7 protein-coding genes are annotated in these 21,164 nt (G+C 67.3%); 5 read left to right on the top strand and 2 right to left on the bottom strand.

Annotated features, from left to right (window positions below; translation table 11 throughout):
• The first annotated feature begins 430 nt into the window (after nucleotides 1-430).
• Nucleotides 431-1,282 carry a GNAT family N-acetyltransferase gene (locus FHS09_RS00105; RefSeq protein ID WP_183455518.1) on the top strand — a complete coding sequence of 284 codons (852 nt, stop codon included), beginning with the start codon at nucleotides 431-433 and terminating at the stop codon, nucleotides 1,280-1,282.
• 258 nt (nucleotides 1,283-1,540) lie between these two features.
• On the opposite strand, the gene FHS09_RS00110 is transcribed toward FHS09_RS00105, so the two are convergent.
• Nucleotides 1,541-2,980, bottom strand: coding sequence for a diaminobutyrate--2-oxoglutarate transaminase (locus FHS09_RS00110; protein ID WP_183455519.1), 1,440 nt, complete (start codon nucleotides 2,978-2,980; stop codon nucleotides 1,541-1,543).
• A 22-nt stretch (nucleotides 2,981-3,002) separates the two neighbouring features.
• On the bottom strand, nucleotides 3,003-3,212 hold the full coding sequence (locus FHS09_RS00115) for an MbtH family protein (protein WP_183455520.1): 210 nt from the start codon (nucleotides 3,210-3,212) through the stop codon (nucleotides 3,003-3,005).
• Between the two features lie 261 nt (nucleotides 3,213-3,473).
• Here FHS09_RS00115 and FHS09_RS00120 point away from each other — a divergent pair, with 261 nt between their 5' ends.
• The 4 genes from FHS09_RS00120 to FHS09_RS00135 all read left to right on the top strand — a co-directional run bounded on the left by FHS09_RS00120 (nucleotide 3,474) and on the right by FHS09_RS00135 (nucleotide 21,160).
• Nucleotides 3,474-4,469: a TauD/TfdA family dioxygenase gene (locus tag FHS09_RS00120; RefSeq protein WP_183455521.1), complete on the top strand. Its 996-nt coding sequence runs from the start codon at nucleotides 3,474-3,476 to the stop codon at nucleotides 4,467-4,469.
• A gap of 40 nt (nucleotides 4,470-4,509) precedes the next feature.
• Nucleotides 4,510-6,543, top strand: a complete 2,034-nt coding sequence (locus tag FHS09_RS00125; protein ID WP_183455522.1) for an AMP-binding protein — start codon at nucleotides 4,510-4,512, stop codon at nucleotides 6,541-6,543.
• Nucleotides 6,540-11,159, top strand: coding sequence for a non-ribosomal peptide synthetase (locus FHS09_RS00130; RefSeq protein ID WP_221191703.1), 4,620 nt, complete (start codon nucleotides 6,540-6,542; stop codon nucleotides 11,157-11,159). Before FHS09_RS00125 ends, FHS09_RS00130 begins: the two co-directional genes overlap by 4 nt.
• A 215-nt stretch (nucleotides 11,160-11,374) precedes the next feature.
• A complete protein-coding gene (locus FHS09_RS00135) occupies nucleotides 11,375-21,160 on the top strand; it encodes a non-ribosomal peptide synthetase (RefSeq protein ID WP_183455523.1) in 9,786 nt (3,261 codons plus the stop codon).
• The last annotated feature ends 4 nt before the right edge of the window (nucleotides 21,161-21,164 follow it).

Genomic DNA, 21,164 nt, shown 5'->3' on the forward strand with positions numbered 1-21,164 from the left:
TTCGAGGCCAAGGTAATAACCGAGGACTGTCGCCCGAAAACGGGTTCTCTGGAAAGAAATGCGTAACAGATCCCTATCCTCGAACGTGGATAAAGGGCGCATAAACCAAAACGTCGGACGTTAGGGAAAGACGCAGCTGAAGGCCTAAAGACACGCGGAGCCACTGCTGTAAGCGTTTGGCTGTAGGGGCAGGGAGATAAGTGAATTTGATGCTGATAACTTCCTGGTAGCCGGGATCTTTGCGCTTCTGATCGTACTGCTAGCATTCTGGTCTCATTGTGCCGCGTGCAGCGTATTGCTGTGTTGGCGATGCACGAGACAAGACATTTGACCATACAAGTCGCTTGAACTCGTTTTGGCCACAAAAAGCGTGGGCGCTCATGGGATACTATAAGTCGTTGAAAGTAGACAAGATAATTAAGACAGTGCTATGCAAAATAAAGATTATTCCATCAAAAGCGCAACCCGAAAAGAAGTAGACATCGCGATTTCCTGGGCCGCAGCAGAAGGCTGGAATCCAGGTATATACGATGCGGATTGCTATTACACCGCCGACCCTCGCGGTTTTCTTATCGGCTTTCTTGACGAAGAGCCTATCGCCACGATATCGGTAGTGAAATACAGCGATACTTTTGGTTTTCTCGGTTTCTATATTGTTAAACCTGAATATCGGGGACATGGATATGGCCTCCAGATCTGGAATGCAGGTTTACAGTATCTGCGGGGGTGTAATGTCGGCTTGGATGGTGTCGTTGCCCAGCAGGACAGCTACAAAAAGTCCGGTTTCAGGCTCGCTTTTCGCAATCGTCGCTATGAAGGAGTTGGTGGCGGCGATTTCCCGATAAACGCTGAAATCGTAAAGTTGTCATCCCTGCCCTTTGAAACCATCGCTGCCTATGACCGCCCCTTCTTCCCCGCAGACCGTTCGCATTTCATCAAGGCCTGGATTGAGCAACCTGAATGTACTGCTCTCGGGATCAGGGATGGGGGGAAGCTTGCAGGTTACGGTGTGCTCCGCAAGTGTCGCTCCGGGTACAAAATCGGTCCGCTTTTTGCGGACGATCCGGAACTGGCCGAATCACTCTTTCTGGCACTGAGATCGGCAGTTCAGCCCTCAGAGCCCCTTTACCTCGATGTACCGGAAATCAATCCAGCGGCTGTGGATTTGGCGAAGCGCTACAACATGAACGTCGTGTTCGAGACAGCGCGAATGTACAAGGGGCCGGAACCCGATATGCCGGTCAATCGGATTTTCGGTATTACTTCTTTTGAAATCGGGTGAGAGATCAATAGCGCTGAGTTAAAGAGTCCGCAGGGCGATTTTTCGTAGGATGGGCAAAGCGTAGCGTGCCCATCAGAGCCCCGGAAGATGGGCATGTCGCTGCGCTCCGTTGACTCGCACCATCCATGGTGCTCGCGTGCTGCGTAGGTGCCCCCGGCGTCCAAATCGGCAGTTCCAGCCGCTCCAGGTATTCACGGCGCCTTCGGCCCTGCCGATTTGTGCCCATCCTACAAGGTGACGTGGCTTATGCGGAGCGGCCTATGCCGCCCCGGGAAAATCCGCACAGCCAGCTACTTCCGCAACAGCCTCCGCAAACTGCTCGACAACAACATCCATCTCTTCGGCCTGAATAATCAACGGTGGCAGGAAGCGCAGCGTCGCCGAATGGCGTCCGCCCACTTCCAGGATCAAGCCCCGTTGCAGGCAGGCGCGCTGCAGCGCACGGGCGCGGCTGCCATCGAGAGGTCGGTTGCCCAGGGCATCGGGCTCGCCCTCCGGGTCCACTATCTCCACGCCCTGCATTAATCCAAGCCCGCGCACCTCGCCGATCAGCGGGCTGTCAAGATTGGCCAGTGCCGCGTGCAGGCGGTTCCCCACGGATTCCGCCTGTGCGTCCAGTTGCTCGCTACGCAGAATTTCCATCACCGCGGTGCCGGCGGCCATGGCCAGTTGGTTGCCGCGGAAGGTGCCGGCGTGGGCGCCGGGTTGCCAGGTGTCCAGGGCCTCGTCGTAGACCAGCACGGAGAGCGGCAGGCCGCCGCCGATGGCCTTGGACAGGACGATAACGTCCGGCTCTATGCCGGCGTGCTCGAAGGCGAAGGGCCTGCCGGTGCGCCCCATGCCCGCCTGCACCTCGTCCAGGATCAGCACTATGCCGTGGCGCCGGGTCAGCTCCCGCAGGCCGCGCAGCCAGCGGGGTGGGGCGGGCAGGGCGCCGGCTTCGCCCTGCACGGCTTCCACGATCACCGCCGCCGGTTTCACCACGCCGGCTTCCGGATCGGTGAGCAGGGTGTCCAGCAGTTGCAGGCTGGCGTCGATGCCGGCCTCGCCGCCCAGGCCCAGGGGACAGCGCTTCAGCTGCGGAAAGGGCAGGAACTGCACTCCGGGTAGCAGCGACCCCAGGGGCTGCTTGGGCGCCAGGTTGCCCATCAGGCTGAGGGTGCCCTGGGTCATGCCGTGGTAAGCGCCGCTGAAAGCGACTACCGTCTGCCGGCCGGTGGCGGTTTTCGCCAGCTTGATCGCCGCCTCCACCGCGTCGGCGCCGGAGGTGCCGCAAAACTGGATCTTCGCGCGCCCGGCGATGGTGCCGGGCAGCAGGTCGAACAGGGTGGAGACGAAGCGGTCCTTGAGCGGCGTGGCGAGATCCAGGGTCTGCAGTGGCAGGCCGTCAGCCAGGGCCTTTTGGATGGCATTGCTGGTGGCCGGGTGGTGATGCCCCAGGGCCAGGGTCCCGGCGGCCGCCAGGCAGTCGATATACAGCTGCCCGGCGGTGTCGCGCAGGTAGATACCGCGGCCCTCGGCGAGGGCCAGCGGCAGGCGCCGCGGATAGCTGCGGGCATTGGATTCCCGCCGCGCCTGGCGCTCGAGAATTTCATTGCCGTCCAATTGGCGGAGCGGCTGGCCGGCAAAGCTGGCCAGGTCAAAGCCGGGCAGTCCGGCGGAGTCCGGGGCCGGTTGCCCCGATACGATAGCGTCCATGAATGGCGTTCCCTCGCTGTGATCAATGTTCCCTGGTCATGGCCTCGCGCAGGCTCTTGGGGCGCATGTCCGTCCACACTTCCTCGATAAAGATTAGACACTCTTCCTTGGAGCCGCTCTTGCCGGCTTCGCGCCAGCCGTCCGGCACCGGTTTGTAATCCGGCCAGATGGAGTACTGCTCTTCCTCGTTGATCACCACGGTAAACCGGGTATCCGGGTCGTCCATGCTCATGGATTTATCTCCTCATTCGTTTTGTTTTGGGGCGTGACGCACTCTACTGATCGAGCCCGATGGCCGTTTACAGCTCCGGGCCCGAAACCACTTTGTGCCACAGCGGGAGGTCCTGTCCCAACCCCGAACTCTGATTTTTAAGAACGAATTCACATTAGAAGATAAACGCGAACGATTATCAATTGTAATTTGGCTGACCCTTCTGTAAATTCACTGCGTCGCCGGAGGTATGGAATAACCGACCACACATTGAGGAGCCGCATGACCAGCGTGACAACAGGAGCGCTCTCCACGGCAGGGGAGCAGGGCAGGGATTCGAGCGGGGGAGAATTGCCCCTGATGCTGACCCCGACGGAACCGGGGACAGACTGGCGAAGCTGTATCGAGGATATCCGCCAACTGGTGGACAGACATCTCTACCGGGTGGGAGGCCTGCTGCTGCGGGATTTCGATTTCTCCGGCGAGGAGGACTTCGAGGCTTTCGCCCGTGCCTTCGGCCACGACCTGCTCAGCTACGATTACGCATCCACTCCCCGCACCCGGCTCAGTAAGGGGGTCTACACCTCCACCGAGTATCCCGCCCACCAGGTGATTCCGCTGCACAACGAGCAGTCGTACACCCTGCAGTGGCCGATGAAAATCTGGTTTCACAGTATCCGTGTGGCCGAGTCCGGTGGCGAGACGCCCATCGCCGACAGCCGGGAAGTGTACCGCCGCCTGGACGCCGGACTGCGCACGCGCTTTGCCGACCGCGGCCTGATGTACGTGCGCAATTACGGCAACGGTCTCGACCTGCCCTGGCAGCAGGCCTTCAATACCGAAGAGCGCTCGGCGGTGGAGCGTTTCTGCCGCGCCAATCAAATCGTTTTCGAGTGGAAGCCCGACGGCGAACTGCGCACCCGGCAGCGCTGCCAGGCGGTCGCCGCGCACCCGGTCACCCGGGAGCCGGTGTGGTTCAACCAGGCCCATCTTTTTCACCTTTCCAACCTGGCGCCCCAGGTGCGCGAAACCCTGGTGTCCGTGGTGGGCGAGGCGGAGGTGCCGCGCAATGTCTACTACGGCGACGGCGCTCCCATCGAGGAGACGGCCCTCGACGAAATCCGCGGAGTGTTCGACGGCTGCCAGGTGGTTTTCCCCTGGCGGGTGGGCGACGTGATGATGCTCGACAACATGCTGGTGGCCCATGGGCGCAGTACCTATCGCGGGGAGCGCAAGGTGATTGTCGCCATGGCGGAGCCCTGTCCGCAGCCGGAATAGCTCAGGCAAAAATCAAAAAACAATTCAGGAAAGCTACAGGATGCAGCGAAAAAATCCCTCCCGCGCGGAACACTGGGTAACCCAATTGCGCCAGAGCGCCGCGCAGCAGCCCGACAGAGTGGTCTTCGAATTCCTTGCCGACGCCCGCGAAGTGAGCGAGCGGCTCACCTACGGTGGGCTGGACCGCCGCGCGCGGGGGCTGGCTTCGCGGCTGCAGGCGCTGGCCGGCCCCGGCACCCGCGTGCTGATCCCCATGCCCAACGGCATTGACTATATCGTCGGCTTCTTCGCCGCGCTCTACGCGGGCATGATCGCGGTCACCGCCTACCGCCCCCCGCACAAGCGGCGGGGCTGGCAGCGGATAGGGGCGATCGCCAGCGACTGTGAGGCCGGCCTGCTGCTCACCGACGGCGAGGGCCAGGGGGCGGTATCCGAATGGGCGCGCGAACAGTCGCTATCCTGCCCGGTGGTGGCCGTTTCGGCGGAGGACGGCGAGCGGGCCGGACACTGGCGCGAGCCCGGGATCGAAGCCGGCGACGTCGCCCTGCTGCAATACAGTTCCGGTTCCACCGGCGCGCCCAAGGGCGTGGCGATCAGTCACGCCAACCTGCTGCACAATGTGGCGCTGATGCAGCGGGAAATGGCGCTCACACCCGAGGATATTTTCGTCTCCTGGCTGCCGCTGTTTCACGATATGGGATTGGTGGGCCAGATGCTCACCCCGCTGTTCAGCGGCTGCCGCGCCCTGCTGACCCTGCCGCCGCTGGTGGTGCAGCAGCCACTGCGCTGGCTGGAACTGATGACCCGCAGCGGCGCCACCGTGAGCGGCGGGCCCAATTTTATCTACGACCACTGCGTGGAGCGGATCGCCCCGGAGCAGGTGGCGGAATTGGACCTGTCGAACTGGCGCATTGCCTTCAACGGCGCCGAGCCGGTGCGCGCGGCCACCCTGGAGCGCTTCGCGGAACACTTTGCCCCCGCAGGCGTGACGTCGGAGGCGCTGGCGCCCTGCTACGGGCTGGCCGAGGCCACCCTGATGGTCACCGGTACGTCCAGCGGCGGCTACAGCACCCTGACCGTCGACGAATCCGAGCTGGCCCGCGGGCGCGTGTGCCCCGCCGGCAGCGGTCGCACCCTGGTGAGTTCCGGCCAGCTCAACGGCGAGATGCAGGTGCGAATCGTCGAGCCGGCGGAGCAGTACCCGCTTCCCGAAGGGGCGGTGGGGGAAATCTGGGTACGCGGCGCCAGCGTGGCGGGCAGCTACTGGCGTCAGAAAGGACTCAGCGCCGAGGCCCTGGGCGCGCGCCTCGAGGGCGAGGGGCCCTACCTGCGCACCGGCGACCTGGGCTTCCTGCACGACGGACGGCTCTTCGTCTGCGGCCGCATCAAGGAGTTGATCCCGGTCCGCGGCCGCAACCACTACCCCCAGGATATCGAGGCCACCGCCCAGGCGGTGAGCCCGCACCTGATCGCCCACGGCGGCGCCGCCTTCGCCCTGGACACCGGGGAGGCTGAAGCCGCTGTGCTGGTCCAGGAGGTGGACCGCCGCGCCGCCGGCAAGTCCGGCGCCGTGGACACTGGGGCGCTGATCCGCGACATCTGCGCGGCGGTGGCCGCGGAGCACGACCTCCAACTGCACGCCGTGGCGCTGATCGCACCGGCGTCCCTGCCGCGCACCACCAGCGGCAAAATCCAGCGCACCGCCGCGCGCCGCGCCTACTCCCTGGGCGAACTCAAGCTGGTCGAGCAGTGGAACGCGAAGGGGGATACCGGGGGCGAGGCCCCGGAGCTGCCGGTGGGGGATGCCGCCGGTATCGCCCACTGGATCTGCCACTGGATCGCCACCCAGACCCGGAGGCCGGTGGAACGGATAACCCCGGACCTGGCGCTGGAGGCCAGCGGCCTCGATTCCGTCGCCGGCATGACCCTGAATCACGAGCTGTCCACCCGCCTGGGGGTGCGCTTGGAGCCGGATATCCTCTGGCGCTACCCCACGGTGGAGGCGCTGGCCGGCTACCTGGCCTCCCCCGACGAGACCCGGGAAGTGGAGACCTGGCAGGAGGGCGTGCTGTGACGGCCCGGACTCTGATGCACGAATGCTGGTCCCGGGGCATCACCCTTTCCGTTACCCCCTCCGTTGACGGCGGCAACCTGGCCTTCCGCGCGCCCCCGGGCACCCTGGACGAAGCCCTGCGCGAGCGCCTTCGGAAAAGCAAAGCGGAACTGCTGGCCGCCCTGCGGGAGGAGCCCGACTACTTCGACGCCCGGCCCCTGGGCGCCAACGAGCGTTCCCTCTGGTTCCTCAACTGCATGGCGCCGCAGAGCAGCGCCTACAACCTGGCCTTCGCCGCCCGCCTGCACGCGGATATCTCGACCGACGCGGTGGCACGCGCCTTTGCCGGGCTGCAGAAGCGCTACCCCATCCTGTGCAGCCCCTACAGTGAGCGGGACGGCGAACCGGTGCAGTGGCTGGATGGAAAGAGGGCGCCGCGGCCGCTGGAGCTGGCGGGCCTCTCCGGCGGTGAACTCCGGGATCAACTGGCCCGGGAGGCAGACCGTCCCCTGGACCTGGCGGCGGGGCAGGCGTGCCGCGCCCTGCTGCTGGAGAGCGACAACGAGGAGACGGGTCCTCACCTGTTGCTGGTGGTGCACCATATCGCCGCCGATTTCGCCGCTTTCGAGATATTGCTGCGCGATTTTGCCGAACTGATTCTCGGCGGCGAGCCGGGCGAAGCGGACACCGGTGGCTACCGCGCCTGGATGGCGGAACAGGCCCGCGCGGTGCGCGAGCAGGGCGATGCCCACCTGGATTACTGGCGCCGCCAATTGAACGGCGTGCCCGGCCTGGAGCTGCCCGTGGATTTCCCGCGCCCGACGGAACAGACCTTCGACGGCGAGGAAATCGGCTTTGCGTTGACCGCCGCGGACAGCCGCCAGTTGCGGGAGGCGGCGCGGCAGCTGGGCGTCACCCCCTATATCTACTGGCTGGCGCTGTTCCAGTGGTTCCTGGGGCGCCTGTCGGGCCAGCGTGCATTCACCATCGGCACGCCCAGTGGCGGGCGCCTGGCGCCGGAGCATCGGGAGCTGGTGGGCTACCTGGTCAACCCGCTGGTGTTGGCCTGCCGCCCGGACGAAGAGCTCACCCTCGAGGACTGGATGCGGAGGGTGCGGCAGCAGGTCAACGAGGCCCTGGAACACCAGCGCTACCCCTTCGCCACCCTGGTGGAAAAACTGCGGCCGGAGCGCGAGGCGGGCCGCGCACCCCTGTTCCAGCATATGTTCACCCTCAACCGGGAACAGCCGCTGCCGATCGGCGAGCGGATGATCGAGCGGCAACTGCTGGCGGAACAGCGCGGCGCGGCCCACGAACTCAACTTGGTGGTGGTGGACCGAGAGGACGGTTTCCTGGGCAAGTGGCGCTACAACCGTGCCCTCTACGCCCGGGCCACGGTGGCGCGGCTGCGGGACCTGTTCCTGGAACTGGTGCGCCGCTCGCCGGACTGGCTCGGGCGGCGCCTGGAGGACCTCGAGTGGCCGCCGCGGGAAATGGCCGCACGGCTGGCCGGGGAGGCCCGCGGCTGGCCCGATGTCAGCGCCCGGGGCGCCTTCGCTAGGCAGGTGCGGGAGCGGCCGCAGGCCGCGGCCATCCATTGCAATGGGCAATCGCTGAGTTACGGAGAACTGGCGGAGCGGGTCAACGGCTGCGCCGCTGCCCTGGCGAAACAGGGCCTGGGCGCCGGCGACCGCCTCGCGCTGTGTCTGCCCCGCGGAGCTGAACTGGTGACCGCGATGCTCGCCGGCTGGCAGCGGGACGCTGTCTATGTGGCCCTGGACCCCCAGTGGCCGCCGTCGCGGCTGGCCTGGGTCTGCGAGGACGCAGCACCGCGGCTGGCGGTGGGCCTGGGCGAGCGGCCGGACTGGCTGCCCGCCGCCACCGCCTGGCTGAAAGCGAGTGCCGGCTGGCCGTCGCTGACCGGTACTCTGGCGGAGGATGCAGACCCGCAGGCGCCGGCCTATCTGATCTACACCTCCGGCTCCACCGGCCGCCCCAAGGGTGTCGTGATCGGCCAGGGGGCACTGCAGCACTACGCCCAGGCGGTGGCGAAGCGCCTGGAACTGCCCGCAGGCGCCAGCCTCGCCAGCCTGGCCAGCACCGCCACCGACCTCGGCTACACCGCCATGTTCGGCGCCCTGCTCACCGGGCGCAGCCTGCGGCTGCTGGACGAGTCCCTGGCGTTCGACGCCGAGGAACTGGCCGCGCAGCTGGAGCGGGAGCCGGTGGACTGCCTGAAACTGGTGCCCTCGCACCTCAAGGCACTGCTGGTGGCCTCGCGGCCGGCCCGGCTGCTGCCGCGACTGTGCCTGGTGTGCGGCGGCGAAGCCCTGTCCCCGGAATTGGTGGGACAGGTGCGGGCCCTGTCGCCGGGCCTGCGCATTCTCAATCACTACGGCCCCACCGAGGCCACCGTCGGCGCCGTCACCGGCGAAGTGGCGGACCCGGCGCCGGCGGAAATCCCCATCGGTCGCCCGTTGGCGAACGTGACCGCCAGCGTGCGCAACGCCGCCGGGCAACTGCTGCCCCGGGGCGTCGCCGGCGAACTCTGCCTGGGCGGACCCACCCTGGCCCAGGGCTACCTGAACAGTCCCGAACTCACCGCCGCCGCCTTCGTCGATCGGGACGGCGAGCGCCTTTATTGCACGGGCGACCGCGCAAAGATAAACGGGGAGGGGCAGCTGCACTTCCTCGGCCGCATCGACCGGCAGGTGAAGATCCGCGGCTACCGGGTGGAACCGGACGAGGTGGCCCGGCTCCTGCAGGCCCGGCCCCAGGTGCGCGACGTCGCGGTGGTCAACCGCCCGGACAGCCGCGAACAGAACCGCCTGGTGGCCTACCTGGTATGCGAGGAGGGCGAACTGGACGCAGTGCGGGAAGCGCTGGCGGCGGAGCTGCCCGACTATATGCTGCCCGCCGCCTGGGTACTGCTGCCGGCGCTGCCTCTTAAAAACAACGGCAAGCTGGACGAGGCCGCGCTGCCGGAACCGGAAGCTCCTGCTCCGGCGGCAACCGAAGGCGCCGGGGATACCGATATCGACGGCGCCGCGGCGACGCTGCTTGCCATCACCTGCGAACTGCTGGGCAACGACAGTATCGGCGCCGACGATAACTTTTTCGCCGTGGGGGGCGACTCCATTCTCAGTCTGCAGATTATCGCCCGCGCCAAGCAGCAGGGCTTGCAGCTAACCCCCAAGATGATCTTCGAGCACCAGACCGTGGCCGCCCTGGCCCGGGTGGTGGAGCGGACGGGAGATCCGGCGGCGCAATCCGGCGGCTCCGCAGCCCCGGATTCCGATTTCCCGCTGACCCCGATCCAGCACTGGTTCTTCGGTCTGGAGCAGCCCGAGCCCGGCCACTGGAACCAGTCCCTGCTGCTGGACGTACAGCGCACTCTGGAAACCGACCGGTTACAGCGCGCCATCGCGGCGATGCTGCAGCGGCATCCGGTTCTTAGGGCGCGTTTCGAAAACGATAGTGGGCAGTGGCGGCAGCGCTACCGACCCTGGGAATCGGATATGGCCGCGCGGGTCTTCGCGATCGACGGCGCCCCCCCCGATCCGGAGCGCCTGGAATTCCACCAGCAGGGCTTTGCCCTGGACCGGCCGCCGATGATCAAGCTGGTTTATTTCCCCGCCGCCGGCCGCCTGCTGTGCACCGCCCACCACCTGATTGTCGACGCCGTGACCTGGCGCCAACTGCTGATGGAGCTGGAGCAGCTGTATCTCGCGGATGAGTCCGGCGAGACGCCGGCGCTTCCGGCGCCCACCACTGGCTTCCACCAGTGGTCGCAGGCACTGGCAGAGCGCGCCGCGCGGGCGGACCTGGACGGGCAACTGGCCTACTGGAAGCGGCAACTGCAAGACCAGCCGTCACTGCCCGCGGCGCCCAACCGCTACGCCGACAGCCGCACCTGCACCCTCAGCCTGGACGCCGACACCACCGCGCAACTGCTCGGGGGATGTCACGAGGCCTACAACACCGGCGCCCAAGACCTGATGCTCGCGGCCCTGGCGCGGGTGCTCGGCCGCTGGCAGGGCCTGGATCGGGTGGCGGTCGAGCTTGAAAACCACGGCCGCGCCCCCGGCGACTGGGCGCCGGACGTGAGCCGCTCCCCGGGCTGGTTTACCAGCCGCTATCCCCTGGCCCTGCCGGTAAAGGAATCCGACGAGGACGCGGTGATCGCGACCAAGGAGGCGCTGCGTTTGGTCCCGGAATCCGGCATCGGCTACGGCCTGCTGCGGTTCCTGCGCGGGGCGGCGCTGCCGCCGCCCGCGGGGCTGATCACCTTCAACTACCTGGGGCAGTTCGACCAGTGGGGCGGGGAGTCACAGCTGTTCCGCATCGAGGAGTGGTCCTGCCCCGGCGCGCGAGCAGAGGAAAACCTGCGCAGCCACTGGCTGGACGTCAACGCCCTGGTCCTGGGCGGCCGCCTGCAGGCGGAGTGGCGCTACGTGCCGGCGGTGCACGGGGAGAAGGAAGTGCCAAGGTTGGCCCGGGAATTCTTCGACGAACTCGCGGCCCTGGTACGCCACTGCGCTGACCCGTCGGCGGGGCGGGTTACGGCCTCCGATTTTCCGGAAGCGGGGCTGTCGGACGACGAGCTTCAGGGCCTGCTGGAGACCCTGAACCCGTGACGATGGGCACGCTTCGCTTTGCCCGTCCTACGCAATCGGCACCCGTAGGATGGGCAAAGGAGCGCAGCGACGTGCCCATCAAAATCCGGTGCGACCTGTAAGGCCTAAGGCCTGCTGGAGGCACTGGACCTGTAGGAGCCTGCTTGCAGGCTCCTACAGGGAAATCGCCCACGACTGAGGCGTTTGAATTCGAATTTGTAAAGCAGAGAAGCACCATGAGCGACAAGGCCAAGTCCATCTCCAGAAATATCGAGACCATCTACCCGCTGGCGCCCATGCAGCAGGGACTGCTGTTCCACAGCCTGATGCATCCGGACAAGGGCATGTACCTGCTGCAATACCGCCACGTAATGGAAATGGCAGACCTGGACTTGGTGCGCTTCCGCCAAGCCTGGGAAAAAGTGGTGGAGCGCCACGAACTACTGCGTACCTCCTTCGTCTGGCAGAAACAGAAACGCCCGCTGCAGGTGGTGCACCGGCGGGTGGAACTGCCGGTGGAGTACGGGGACTGGTCGAACCTGGACCCGGAAACCCAGGATAAGCGCCTGGAGGAACTGTTGCGCGAAGAGCGCGTGAGCGGCTTCGACTTCACCCGCGCGCCGCTGATGCGGGTGCGTCTGTTCAAGTTGGCCCCGGATACCTACCAGTTCGTGCGCAGCTATCACCATATCCTGATGGACGCCTGGTGCTTCTCCATCATCATGATGGACTTCCTCGGGCACTACCGCGCCCTGTGTCGCGGAGAATCCCTGCAACTGCCCAAACCCCGGCCCTACCGGGACTTTATCCGCTGGCTGGAACAGAAAAATCCGGAAGACCACAAGACCTTCTGGCATGGCCGGCTGGCCGACTTCGCCGAGCCAACGCCCTTGGGCATCGAGCGCCCCGGCCTCGACGCCCCGGAACCGGTGGTGGACTGTGTGCACCAATTGTCCGCGGAACAGACCGGGCGCGTGCAGCGTGTCGCCGGCCGCCTCAATATCACCCTCAACACCCTGGTGCAGGGCGCCTGGGCTCTGCTGCTGTCCCGCTACAGCGGCAATAGCGACGTGCTGTTCGGCGTCACCGTGGCCGGACGCCCCGCAGAACTGGCAGGAATGGAATCCATCGTCGGCCTGTTTATCAACACCCTGCCGCTGCGCTGGCGCGTCCGCGGTGACGAACCCCCCGGCCCCTGGCTGCAGGCGTTGCAGCGGGAAAACCTCGCCCTGCGCGAGCATGAGACAGTATCCCTGGCGCAGATCCAGCAGTGGAGTGAAGTGGACGGCGAACTCTTCCACAGCCTGTTCGTCTTCGAAAATGCCCCCCTGGATGCGGGCCTCAAACAGGAAAACCTGGAATTTATCGTCCGCGACGCCGCCAACCGCACCCACACCAACTATCCCATCACCGTGGTGGTGATCCCCGGCGAACGCCTCCACCTGCAGATCACCTACCAGACCGACAGCTTCACCCGCCCCTCGGTGGAGCGGATGCTGGAACACTTCACCGCCCTGCTGCTGAGCATGGGCGAAAGCCTGGAAGCGGGGCAGGGCGCACGAATCGGCGAACTTCCGATGCTCACCGACAGCGAGCGCGACCGCCAACTGCGGGACTGGGCCCCCGGCCCGCAAAAACCAGTGGGCGCGGATTACGTAAGCCGACTGGAGGAACGCGCCCGGCGCCACCCGGAACGCGCGGCGATCCGCTACCGCGACCGGACCCTCAGCTACGGCGAACTGAACACCCGCGCCAACCTGCTCGCAAAACAACTGATCGACCGCGGCGTGGGACCGGACAACCTGGTGGCTTTGCTCGACGAGCGCGGCCCGGCCCTGGTGGTGGCGATTATTGCCGTGCTAAAGGCCGGCGCCGCCTGGATGCCCCTGGACCCAACCCACCCCCCGCAGCGCCTCGCCGCGGTACTGGAACAGGGCCGCCCGGCGCTGCTGCTGTGCGGCGGGGAGTTCGAATCCCTGGAAATACCCAATGCGCCGGAACGCCTGGTATTCGATATGGACGCCCAGCCCCTGCGCGACTGCGGGAACCCACAGGTGGCAGTGTCACCAAGCAACTTGGCTTATGTAATTTTCACTTCCGGCTCCACCGGCACCCCGAAGGGCGCCATGGTGACCAGGGAGGGCATGCTCAACAATATGCTGGGCAAGACCCCAGGCGCTGGATGGAGCGACAAACGCGATGCGAAGGGCCTGATGCCGGGGGCTTCTTGCGGGACCGTCGGAGGCAGGGATGCCGACGCCGAGCGTACAGGGATGTATTCATCGGGGGGGCGCCTAGCCCGTGTCCCGCAAACAGCCCCCGGTAGCAGGCCCGCCACATCGCCGGATTCGGAGTCGCTGGGCCCGGGCCTCGATCTAAACGAATGGGACGTAATCGCCCAAACCGCCTCCCAATGCTTCGATATCTCCGTCTGGCAATGCCTCGCCGGCCCCATCCTCGGCGCGCAAACGGTGATACTGCCGGACTGCGTGGCCCAGGACCCGGCAGCGCTGGTGGAAGCGGTGCGGGACCGCGGCATCACCATCCTGGAAATAGTGCCCTCCCTGATGCAGGGCATCCTGGATTCTGCCAGTGACACCGCCGACCTCTCCAACCTGCGCTGGCTGCTCCCCACCGGCGAGGCCCTGCCCCCCGCACTGGCCCGTCGCTGGAGCGAACGCTTCCCACAAGTGCCGATGATGAACGCCTACGGCCCCGCGGAGTGCTCCGACGACGTGGCCTTCCACCCGCTGATTAGCCCGCTGCCGGACTCGGCCCACAACGTGCCCATCGGCCGCGCCACCCTCAACAACCGCCTCTACCTCCTCAACGACCGCCTGGAACTGCTCCCCGAAGGCGCGGTGGGAGAGATCTGCGTAGCCGGCACCGGCGTCGGGCGGGGCTACCTCGGGGAACCCGCGCGCACCGCCGCCGCCTTCGTGCCCGACCCCTTCGCCGCGGACGGCTCCCGGCTCTACCGCACCGGCGACCTCGCCCGCCTGCTGCCCAGTGGCGACCTGGAATACGTCGGCCGCGCAGACCACCAGGTAAAAGTGCGCGGCTACCGCATCGAACTTGGCGAAATCGAAAGCCGCCTGCACCGGCACCCACAGGTGCGCGAAGCAGTGGTGCTCGCCCGCCAGGACGACCGCCGCGCCGCCGTACTGGTCGCCTACCTGGTGGCGGAACCCCAACCCGCAATCGACCAACTGCGCCGCTTCGCCGCGGAGACCCTGCCCGACTACATGGTGCCATCGGCCTTTGTATTCCTGCCGCGCCTGCCCCTGAACGCCAACGGCAAAGTGGACCGCAAGGCCCTGCCGGCACCGGATTTCTCCGCCCAGAGCGCCGCCCCCTACCGTGCCCCCCAGACCCCGCTGGAAGAGCAACTGGCGGAAACCTGGCGGGAAGTGCTCGACCTCAAGCGGATCGGCACCGGCGACAACTTCTTCGAGCTGGGCGGCCACTCGCTGCTCGCTACCCAACTGATCGGCCAACTCAGCCGACAACTGGACCGGGATATTCCCCTGCGCACAGTCTTCGAACACCCCACTATCGCCGCCATGGCGCAGTGGCTGGAGAAAGAAGAGAGCGCCGGCGATCCCGGCCCGCAGCCGGGCCCCCGGCCGGAAGTGCTGCCCCTGTCCTACGCCCAGCAGCGCATGTGGTTCCTGCAGCACCTGGAACCGGAGAGCCCCGCCTACAACCTGCCCGGCGCCGTGCGCCTGATGGGCGAGGTGGACAGCCGCTGCCTGCGCCGCGCCCTGCAACTGCTGGTGGACGACCACGAAGTACTGCGCACCCGTTTCGCAAACTGCGACGGTGCGCCGGTGCAGGTGATCGAACCCGAACTGAAGGTAGAGCTGCCGCTGGTGGACCTGAGCGCGGAAAGCGATCCAGAAACCGCGCTGCGCGGCGCCCTGGCCGCGGACGCCGAAGACCCCTTCGACCTGGAGCGCGGGCCGCTGCTGCGGGCCCGTCTATATCGACTTGGGCCCCAAGAGCACGCGCTGGCCATCAACTGCCACCACATCGTCGCCGACGGCTGGTCCCTGCGCCTGATGATCGAGGCCTTCTGCAGCCACTACCGCGCCCTCGCCGATGGAACTGCGCCGATCCGCGAACCCCTACCACTGCAGTACGCGGACTACGCCCTGTGGCAGCGGGAATGGATGGAAGGGGAGGACTGCCGCCGCCAACTGGCTTATTGGCGGAAGCGCCTGGACGGGGACCGGCAACCCCTGGAGCTCCCCGCCGACTTCCCCCGTCCCGAGCGCGCCAGCTGGCGCGGCGGCCGCCATACCGTCGCGCTGCCGGAGGAATTGGCCGAAGAAGTCAAAGCACTTGGCCGCCGGCAGGGGTGGGGCAGCTTCGCCATCCTGCTCGCCGCCTTCCAACTGCTGCTGCACCGTTTCAGCGGCAACGACGACATCTTCGTGGGCGTGCCGGTGGCCAACCGCCACCACCCGGCGGTGCAGCCTCTCGTAGGCTGCTTCGTCAACACCCTGGTCTACCGCACCCGGCTGAACCCGGCGGAGTCCCTGGAGGTCCTGCTCAAGCAGGTACACCAGCAGTCCGTGGAGGCCCAGGCGCACCAGGACCTGCCCTTCGACTACCTCGTTGAACAGTTGGGCCTGGAACGCCAGCTCAGCTACAACCCCCTGTTCCAGGCGATGTTCAACTACCTCCCGGGCATGGCGCTGGACCGCTTCGACCTCGGCGACGTGCTGGCGGAAGCGGTGGACAACCGCCCGGACACCGCCATGTGCGACCTCAAGCTGGACGTGCACGAGAGCGACGCCGGCTTTGAGCTGCACTTCGAATACAGCGGCGACCTCTTCCGCGAGAGCACCGTGGCCACCATGGCCGGCTACTATTGCCAGCTGCTCGCCGCGCTGCTGCGGCAGCCAGAGACGCCCTGCGGCGAACTGTCGTTGCCCGCGGACCGCGGTAATATCCTGCGCGGCGAAAAGGCGGAGCCGGAGGACTGGCTGCAACTGTTCCGCCGCCGAGCCGCCGAGACCCCCGAACAGATCGCCCTGGTGGCCGGGGATACGGCGCTGGACTACGGCGAACTGGACCGGATCACCGACCGCTGGGCGGCGGCGCTGTGCCGCCGCGGCATAGGCCCGGAGGACCGCGTCGCCCTCTGCTTGGAGCGCGACCTGTCCCTGCCCATGGCCATGGTGGCGGTACTCAAGGCCGGCGCCGCCTATGTGCCGCTGGACCCGGCGCAGCCGGCAGAACGAAACCGCCACATACTGGAGCGGGCCGCGTCCGCGCTGCGCCTGTGTGCTGATGGGCACGCTGCGCTTTGCCCATCCTACGAGTCGCCAACCGCTGTAGGAGCGGCCGCTGGCCGCGATCCCAACTCTCCGGTACCCACTCTGGCTCTGTCAGAACTGGAGGCGGACCAATCCGTTGTAGGAGCGGCGGGGCGGCCATCCGCCCACGACCGCGATCAGAGTCCGGTAAACCCCCAACAACTCGCCTACCTCCTCTACACCTCCGGCTCCACCGGCCGCCCCAAAGGTGTCGCCATCACTCGCGGCAACCTCGCCAACCTGCTCGCGGAACTGGACCACCGCCTGAACCTGGGCGCCGGCGACCGGGTACTGGCACTCACCACCTGTACCTTCGATATCGCCGTGGTGGAACTGCTCGCGCCCCTGGCCGCGGGCGCCACCGCGGTGCTGGCGGACCGCCACCAGGCCCGCGACCCGGCGGCGATCGACCGCCTGCTGGAGAGTCATCGAATTACTGTGGTCCAGGCCACCCCCGCGAGCTGGCGCCTGCTGGTCCGCCACAGCCGCCAGCCCTGGGACGGTATTCGCGCCATTGCCGGCGGCGAGGCCCTGTCCGGCGTCCTGGCCGAGGCCATCGCCGGCCGCGGCGCTGTGTTGACCAATGGCTATGGCCCCACCGAAGCCAGCGTCTATGCCACCTTCCAGTCACTCGGAACCGGGGAGGCCCCACTGCAGGTACCCATCGGCACCCCGGTGGCCAACAGCGCCTGCTACGTGCTCGACGACCAATTGCGCCCGGTGCCCCCGGGCGCCGCCGGCGAACTCTACCTGTCCGGCACCGGCGTGGGCCGCGGCTATTTCGGCGCGCCGGCGCTGACCGCCGCCAGTTTTCTGCCGGACCCTTACAGCCCCTTGCCGGGCGCGCGTATGTACCGCACCGGCGACCGGGTGCGGGTGGCCAACGGCAGTCTCGAATACCTGGGGCGGCGGGATTTCCAGGTCAAGCTGCGCGGATTCCGTATCGAGTTGGGCGAGATAGAGGCCCTGCTGGAGAGCCATCCGGCGGTGGAGGCCGCGGCGGCGAGTGTGCTTGGCGAAGGCGACCGCGCCCGCCTGGTGGCCTACTACAGCGGCCGCGGGGAACAGACAGAACTGGTTGAGCACCTGGCCGCACGTCTCCCCGAATATATGGTGCCCGCCCAACTGGTGCCTCTGGTGGCTCTGCCGCAGACCGCCAGTGGCAAGGTGGACCGCCGCGCGCTGCCCGCGCCGGAGGCCCCAGAGTCCATGGCCACCGGCCGAGCCATGACGCCCTGGGAACATCGCCTGGCGGAGATCTGGCGGGAGGTACTGGAGCGCGACAGCGTCGGCCCCGATGACGACTTCTTCGCCCTCGGTGGCCACTCCCTGCTGGCCGCCCGCTTGGTGGCCCGCCTCGGCGAGCGCTGCGGTTTGCAGCTGCCGCTGCGCCGGGTGTTCGAGCAGCCGGTGCTGTCGGAACTGGCAGCGACCCTGGCGAAAAGCGAGTCGGTGGAGGCGATACCGCCGCGGGGCGAGGGCGGCCCCGCGCCCATGCACTTCACCCAGCAGCGGCTGTGGTTTATCCACCGCTTCGAGGGCGGCAGCCGCGCCTACAATCTTTCCCTGGCCCTGCGCCTGGACGGAGAGTTGGAGTCCCGCGCCCTGCGCGCCGCGGCCATGGACCTGGCGGAGCGCCAGCACAGCCTGCGCAGCGTCTTCGCCGAGCGCGACGGCCAGTTGCTGCAGGTCCTGCTGGAGCCGGAGGCCGCCGGCGCCCCGCGCCCGCCGCTGCCCTGCACGGAAACCGAGCTGCCCGGACTGCTGGGCGCCGAAGCGGAGACAGAGTTCGACCTGGAACGCGGCCCCCTATGGCGCTTGGCGGTGTACCGGCTGCCGGAGCAGTCGAACGTGCTCCAGCTCACCGTGCACCATATGGCCGCCGACGCCTGGTCCCTGGAGATACTGGTGCGGGAACTGGGCGCTCTCTACCGTCGGCACCACACCGGCGAGCAGGCGGCGCTGCCGGAACTCCCGCTGCAATTCGCGGATGTATCCGCCTGGTGGCGGGGCCCCGCCGGTCGCGCGCGGATCGAAGAGCAGCTGGAATACTGGAAGAAACAACTGGCCGGCGAGCCGCCACTGCTGGACCTGCCCACTGACTTGCCGCGCCCGGCGCGGCCGACCCATCGCGGCAGCCGCCACCGTTTCCCGCTGCCATCGGCGCTGGTGGAGCAGGTCGACGCGGCTTGCCGCCGGCAGGGGCTAACCGCCTTCGTGCCATTGGTGGCGGCCTGGCAGTTGCTGCTGTCCCGCTACAGTGGCCAGCGGGACCTGTGGCTGGGGGTGCCGGTGGCCCAGCGCCATCACGGCCACACCGAGCAGCTGATCGGCTACTTCGCTACCACCCAGGTGCTGCGCTGCTCCCTGGCAACCCGGCAGTCGGTGGAGGAGCTCTGGCAGCAGGTGCGGCGGACGCTGCTGGACGCTCAGCAGCATCAGGACGTGCCCTTCGAGGAGCTGGTGGATGCCCTCCAGGTAGATCGGAACCCCAGTCGCGCCCCGCTGTTCCAGGCCCTGTTCAACCTGATCCAACTGCCCGCGACGGAGGCTGGAGAATTCGCCGGCCTGCCGGCCAGGCGGCTGTCGGTGGAAAACGATTTCGCACTGGCGGATATCGCCCTGCAGGTAGAGCGGGCCGGGGACGGCTGGACCTGCACTTTGGAATACAGCACCGACCTGTTCCTGCCCGCCACCGCGGCCCGCTACGCGGAGCATTACCAATGCCTGCTGGAAGCCATGCTCGCCGAACCGGAAGCGCGGCTGTGCCAACTGTCCCTGGAGCGGGAAGCGCCGGCGGCGCAGTGGAACCGCACCGAGGTACCCCTGGACTGGCGGGAGGATGACCTGGTGGCCCGCTTCGAGAAGCAGGCGGCGGCCACCCCCGATGCCATCGCTGTGGAATCCCGGGACTGGTCCCTGAGCTACGCCGAACTGAACCGCCGGGCTGACCGCCTGGCCCATTGCCTGCGCGAACGCGGGGTGGGGCGGGACCAACTGGTGGCGGTACACCTGGACCGCGGCCCCCACCTGCTGCCGGCGCTACTCGCGGTACTAAAGGCGGGCGCCGCCTATGTGCCGCTGGATCCGGCTCAGCCGACGGAGCGCAATCGCCGCATACTGGAACAGGCGGTGCCAGTGTTGTGCCTGGGTAGTTTTTCGGGACCCGGGGATGGCTCCGGACCAAACTCCCCTCTCCCGCTTGCGGGAGAGGGGCCGGGGGAGAGGGCCTCTGGCCGCGCTCCCAACTCGCCGGTGCCCACCCTGACCCTGTCAGAACTGGAGGCGGAACAGCTAACTATAGGAGCGGCGGGGCGGCCATCCGCCCATGGCCGCGATCAGAGTCCCGACCAACTGGCCTACGTAATCTACACCTCCGGTTCCACCGGCCGTCCCAAGGGCGTGCAGATCACCCGCGCCAACCTCGCCAACTTCCTGCACGCCATGGAGCGCCAACTGCCACTGGACGCGGGGGACTGCTGGCTGGCCACCACAACCTGCGCCTTCGATATGTCCAAGCCGGAACTGTTCCTGCCGCTGATCCGCGGCGCCCGGGTGCGCCTGGTAGAGCCGGCGCAGGCCGCCGACGGCGCCGCGCTGTTCGGGGAATTGGAAAAGGCCACGGTTTTCCAAGGCACCCCGGCCAGCTGGCAGCTGCTGCTGGCGCATCGGGACAGTGGCTGGCCGGCGATCCGTGGCCTGATCGGCGGCGAGGCGGTGCCCGGCGAACTGGCCGACCGCCTGTGCCAACTGGGCGTGCGCCTGACCGCCATGTACGGCCCCACGGAAACCACCGTCTGGTCCACCGCGCAGCCGATGGACGGCGAGCAGCGGGGGGTGGTGCCCATCGGCTTTCCGCTGGCCAACACCCGCTGCTACCTGCTGGACGACTGCCTGCAGCCGGTGCCTCGGGGGGCCACCGGGGAACTCTATATCGCCGGCGCCGGGGTGGCACGCGGCTACCGGCACACCCCCGGGCAGACCGCCGGCGCCTTCCTCCCGGACCCTTTCTCGGGTGTGCCCGGCGGCCGTATGTACCGCACCGGCGACCTGGCGCGCCGCCGCGCCGACGGCGCCCTGGTGTGCATCGGCCGCACCGATTTCCAGATCAAGGTGCGCGGTTTCCGCATCGAACCCGACGAGATCGAATCCCAACTGCGGACCTGGCCCGGGGTGCGCGAGGCGGTGGTCATGGCCGACGAGCAACAGCGCCTTATCGCCTGGGTGCAGGCGGATGGCGAGCCGGATACGGCCGCCCTGCGCGACCACCTGAAGCGGCGTTTGCCCGCCTATATGGTGCCCTTCGCCCTGGTGCCGCTGGCGCGCTTCCCGCTCAACAGCAACGGCAAGATCGACCGCCGCGCGCTGCCGCGCCCACAGGGAGAGGACCTGGCCCGAGCCGCCTACGTGCCCCCGACCACGCCGGTGCAGAAGCAGCTGGCGGAAATCTGGCGGGAACTGCTGGCGCTGCCCCGGGTGGGGATCGAGGACAGCTTTTTCGAACTGGGCGGCCACTCGCTGCTGGCCATGCGCCTGATCGGCCGGGTGGAGCGGGAGTTCGGCGTCAGGCCGGACCTGCGTGCCCTGTTCGAAATCCCCACCATCGTCGCCCTGGCACAACAGGTGGAAGCGGCCGGCGGCCGCGTGCGGGAGGAACTGGATGCGATGAGCCAGCTATTGGCGGAATTCGAGGAATGATAGA

This window comes from Microbulbifer rhizosphaerae (assembly GCF_014191725.1).
Lineage (GTDB): Bacteria > Pseudomonadota > Gammaproteobacteria > Pseudomonadales > Cellvibrionaceae > Microbulbifer > Microbulbifer rhizosphaerae.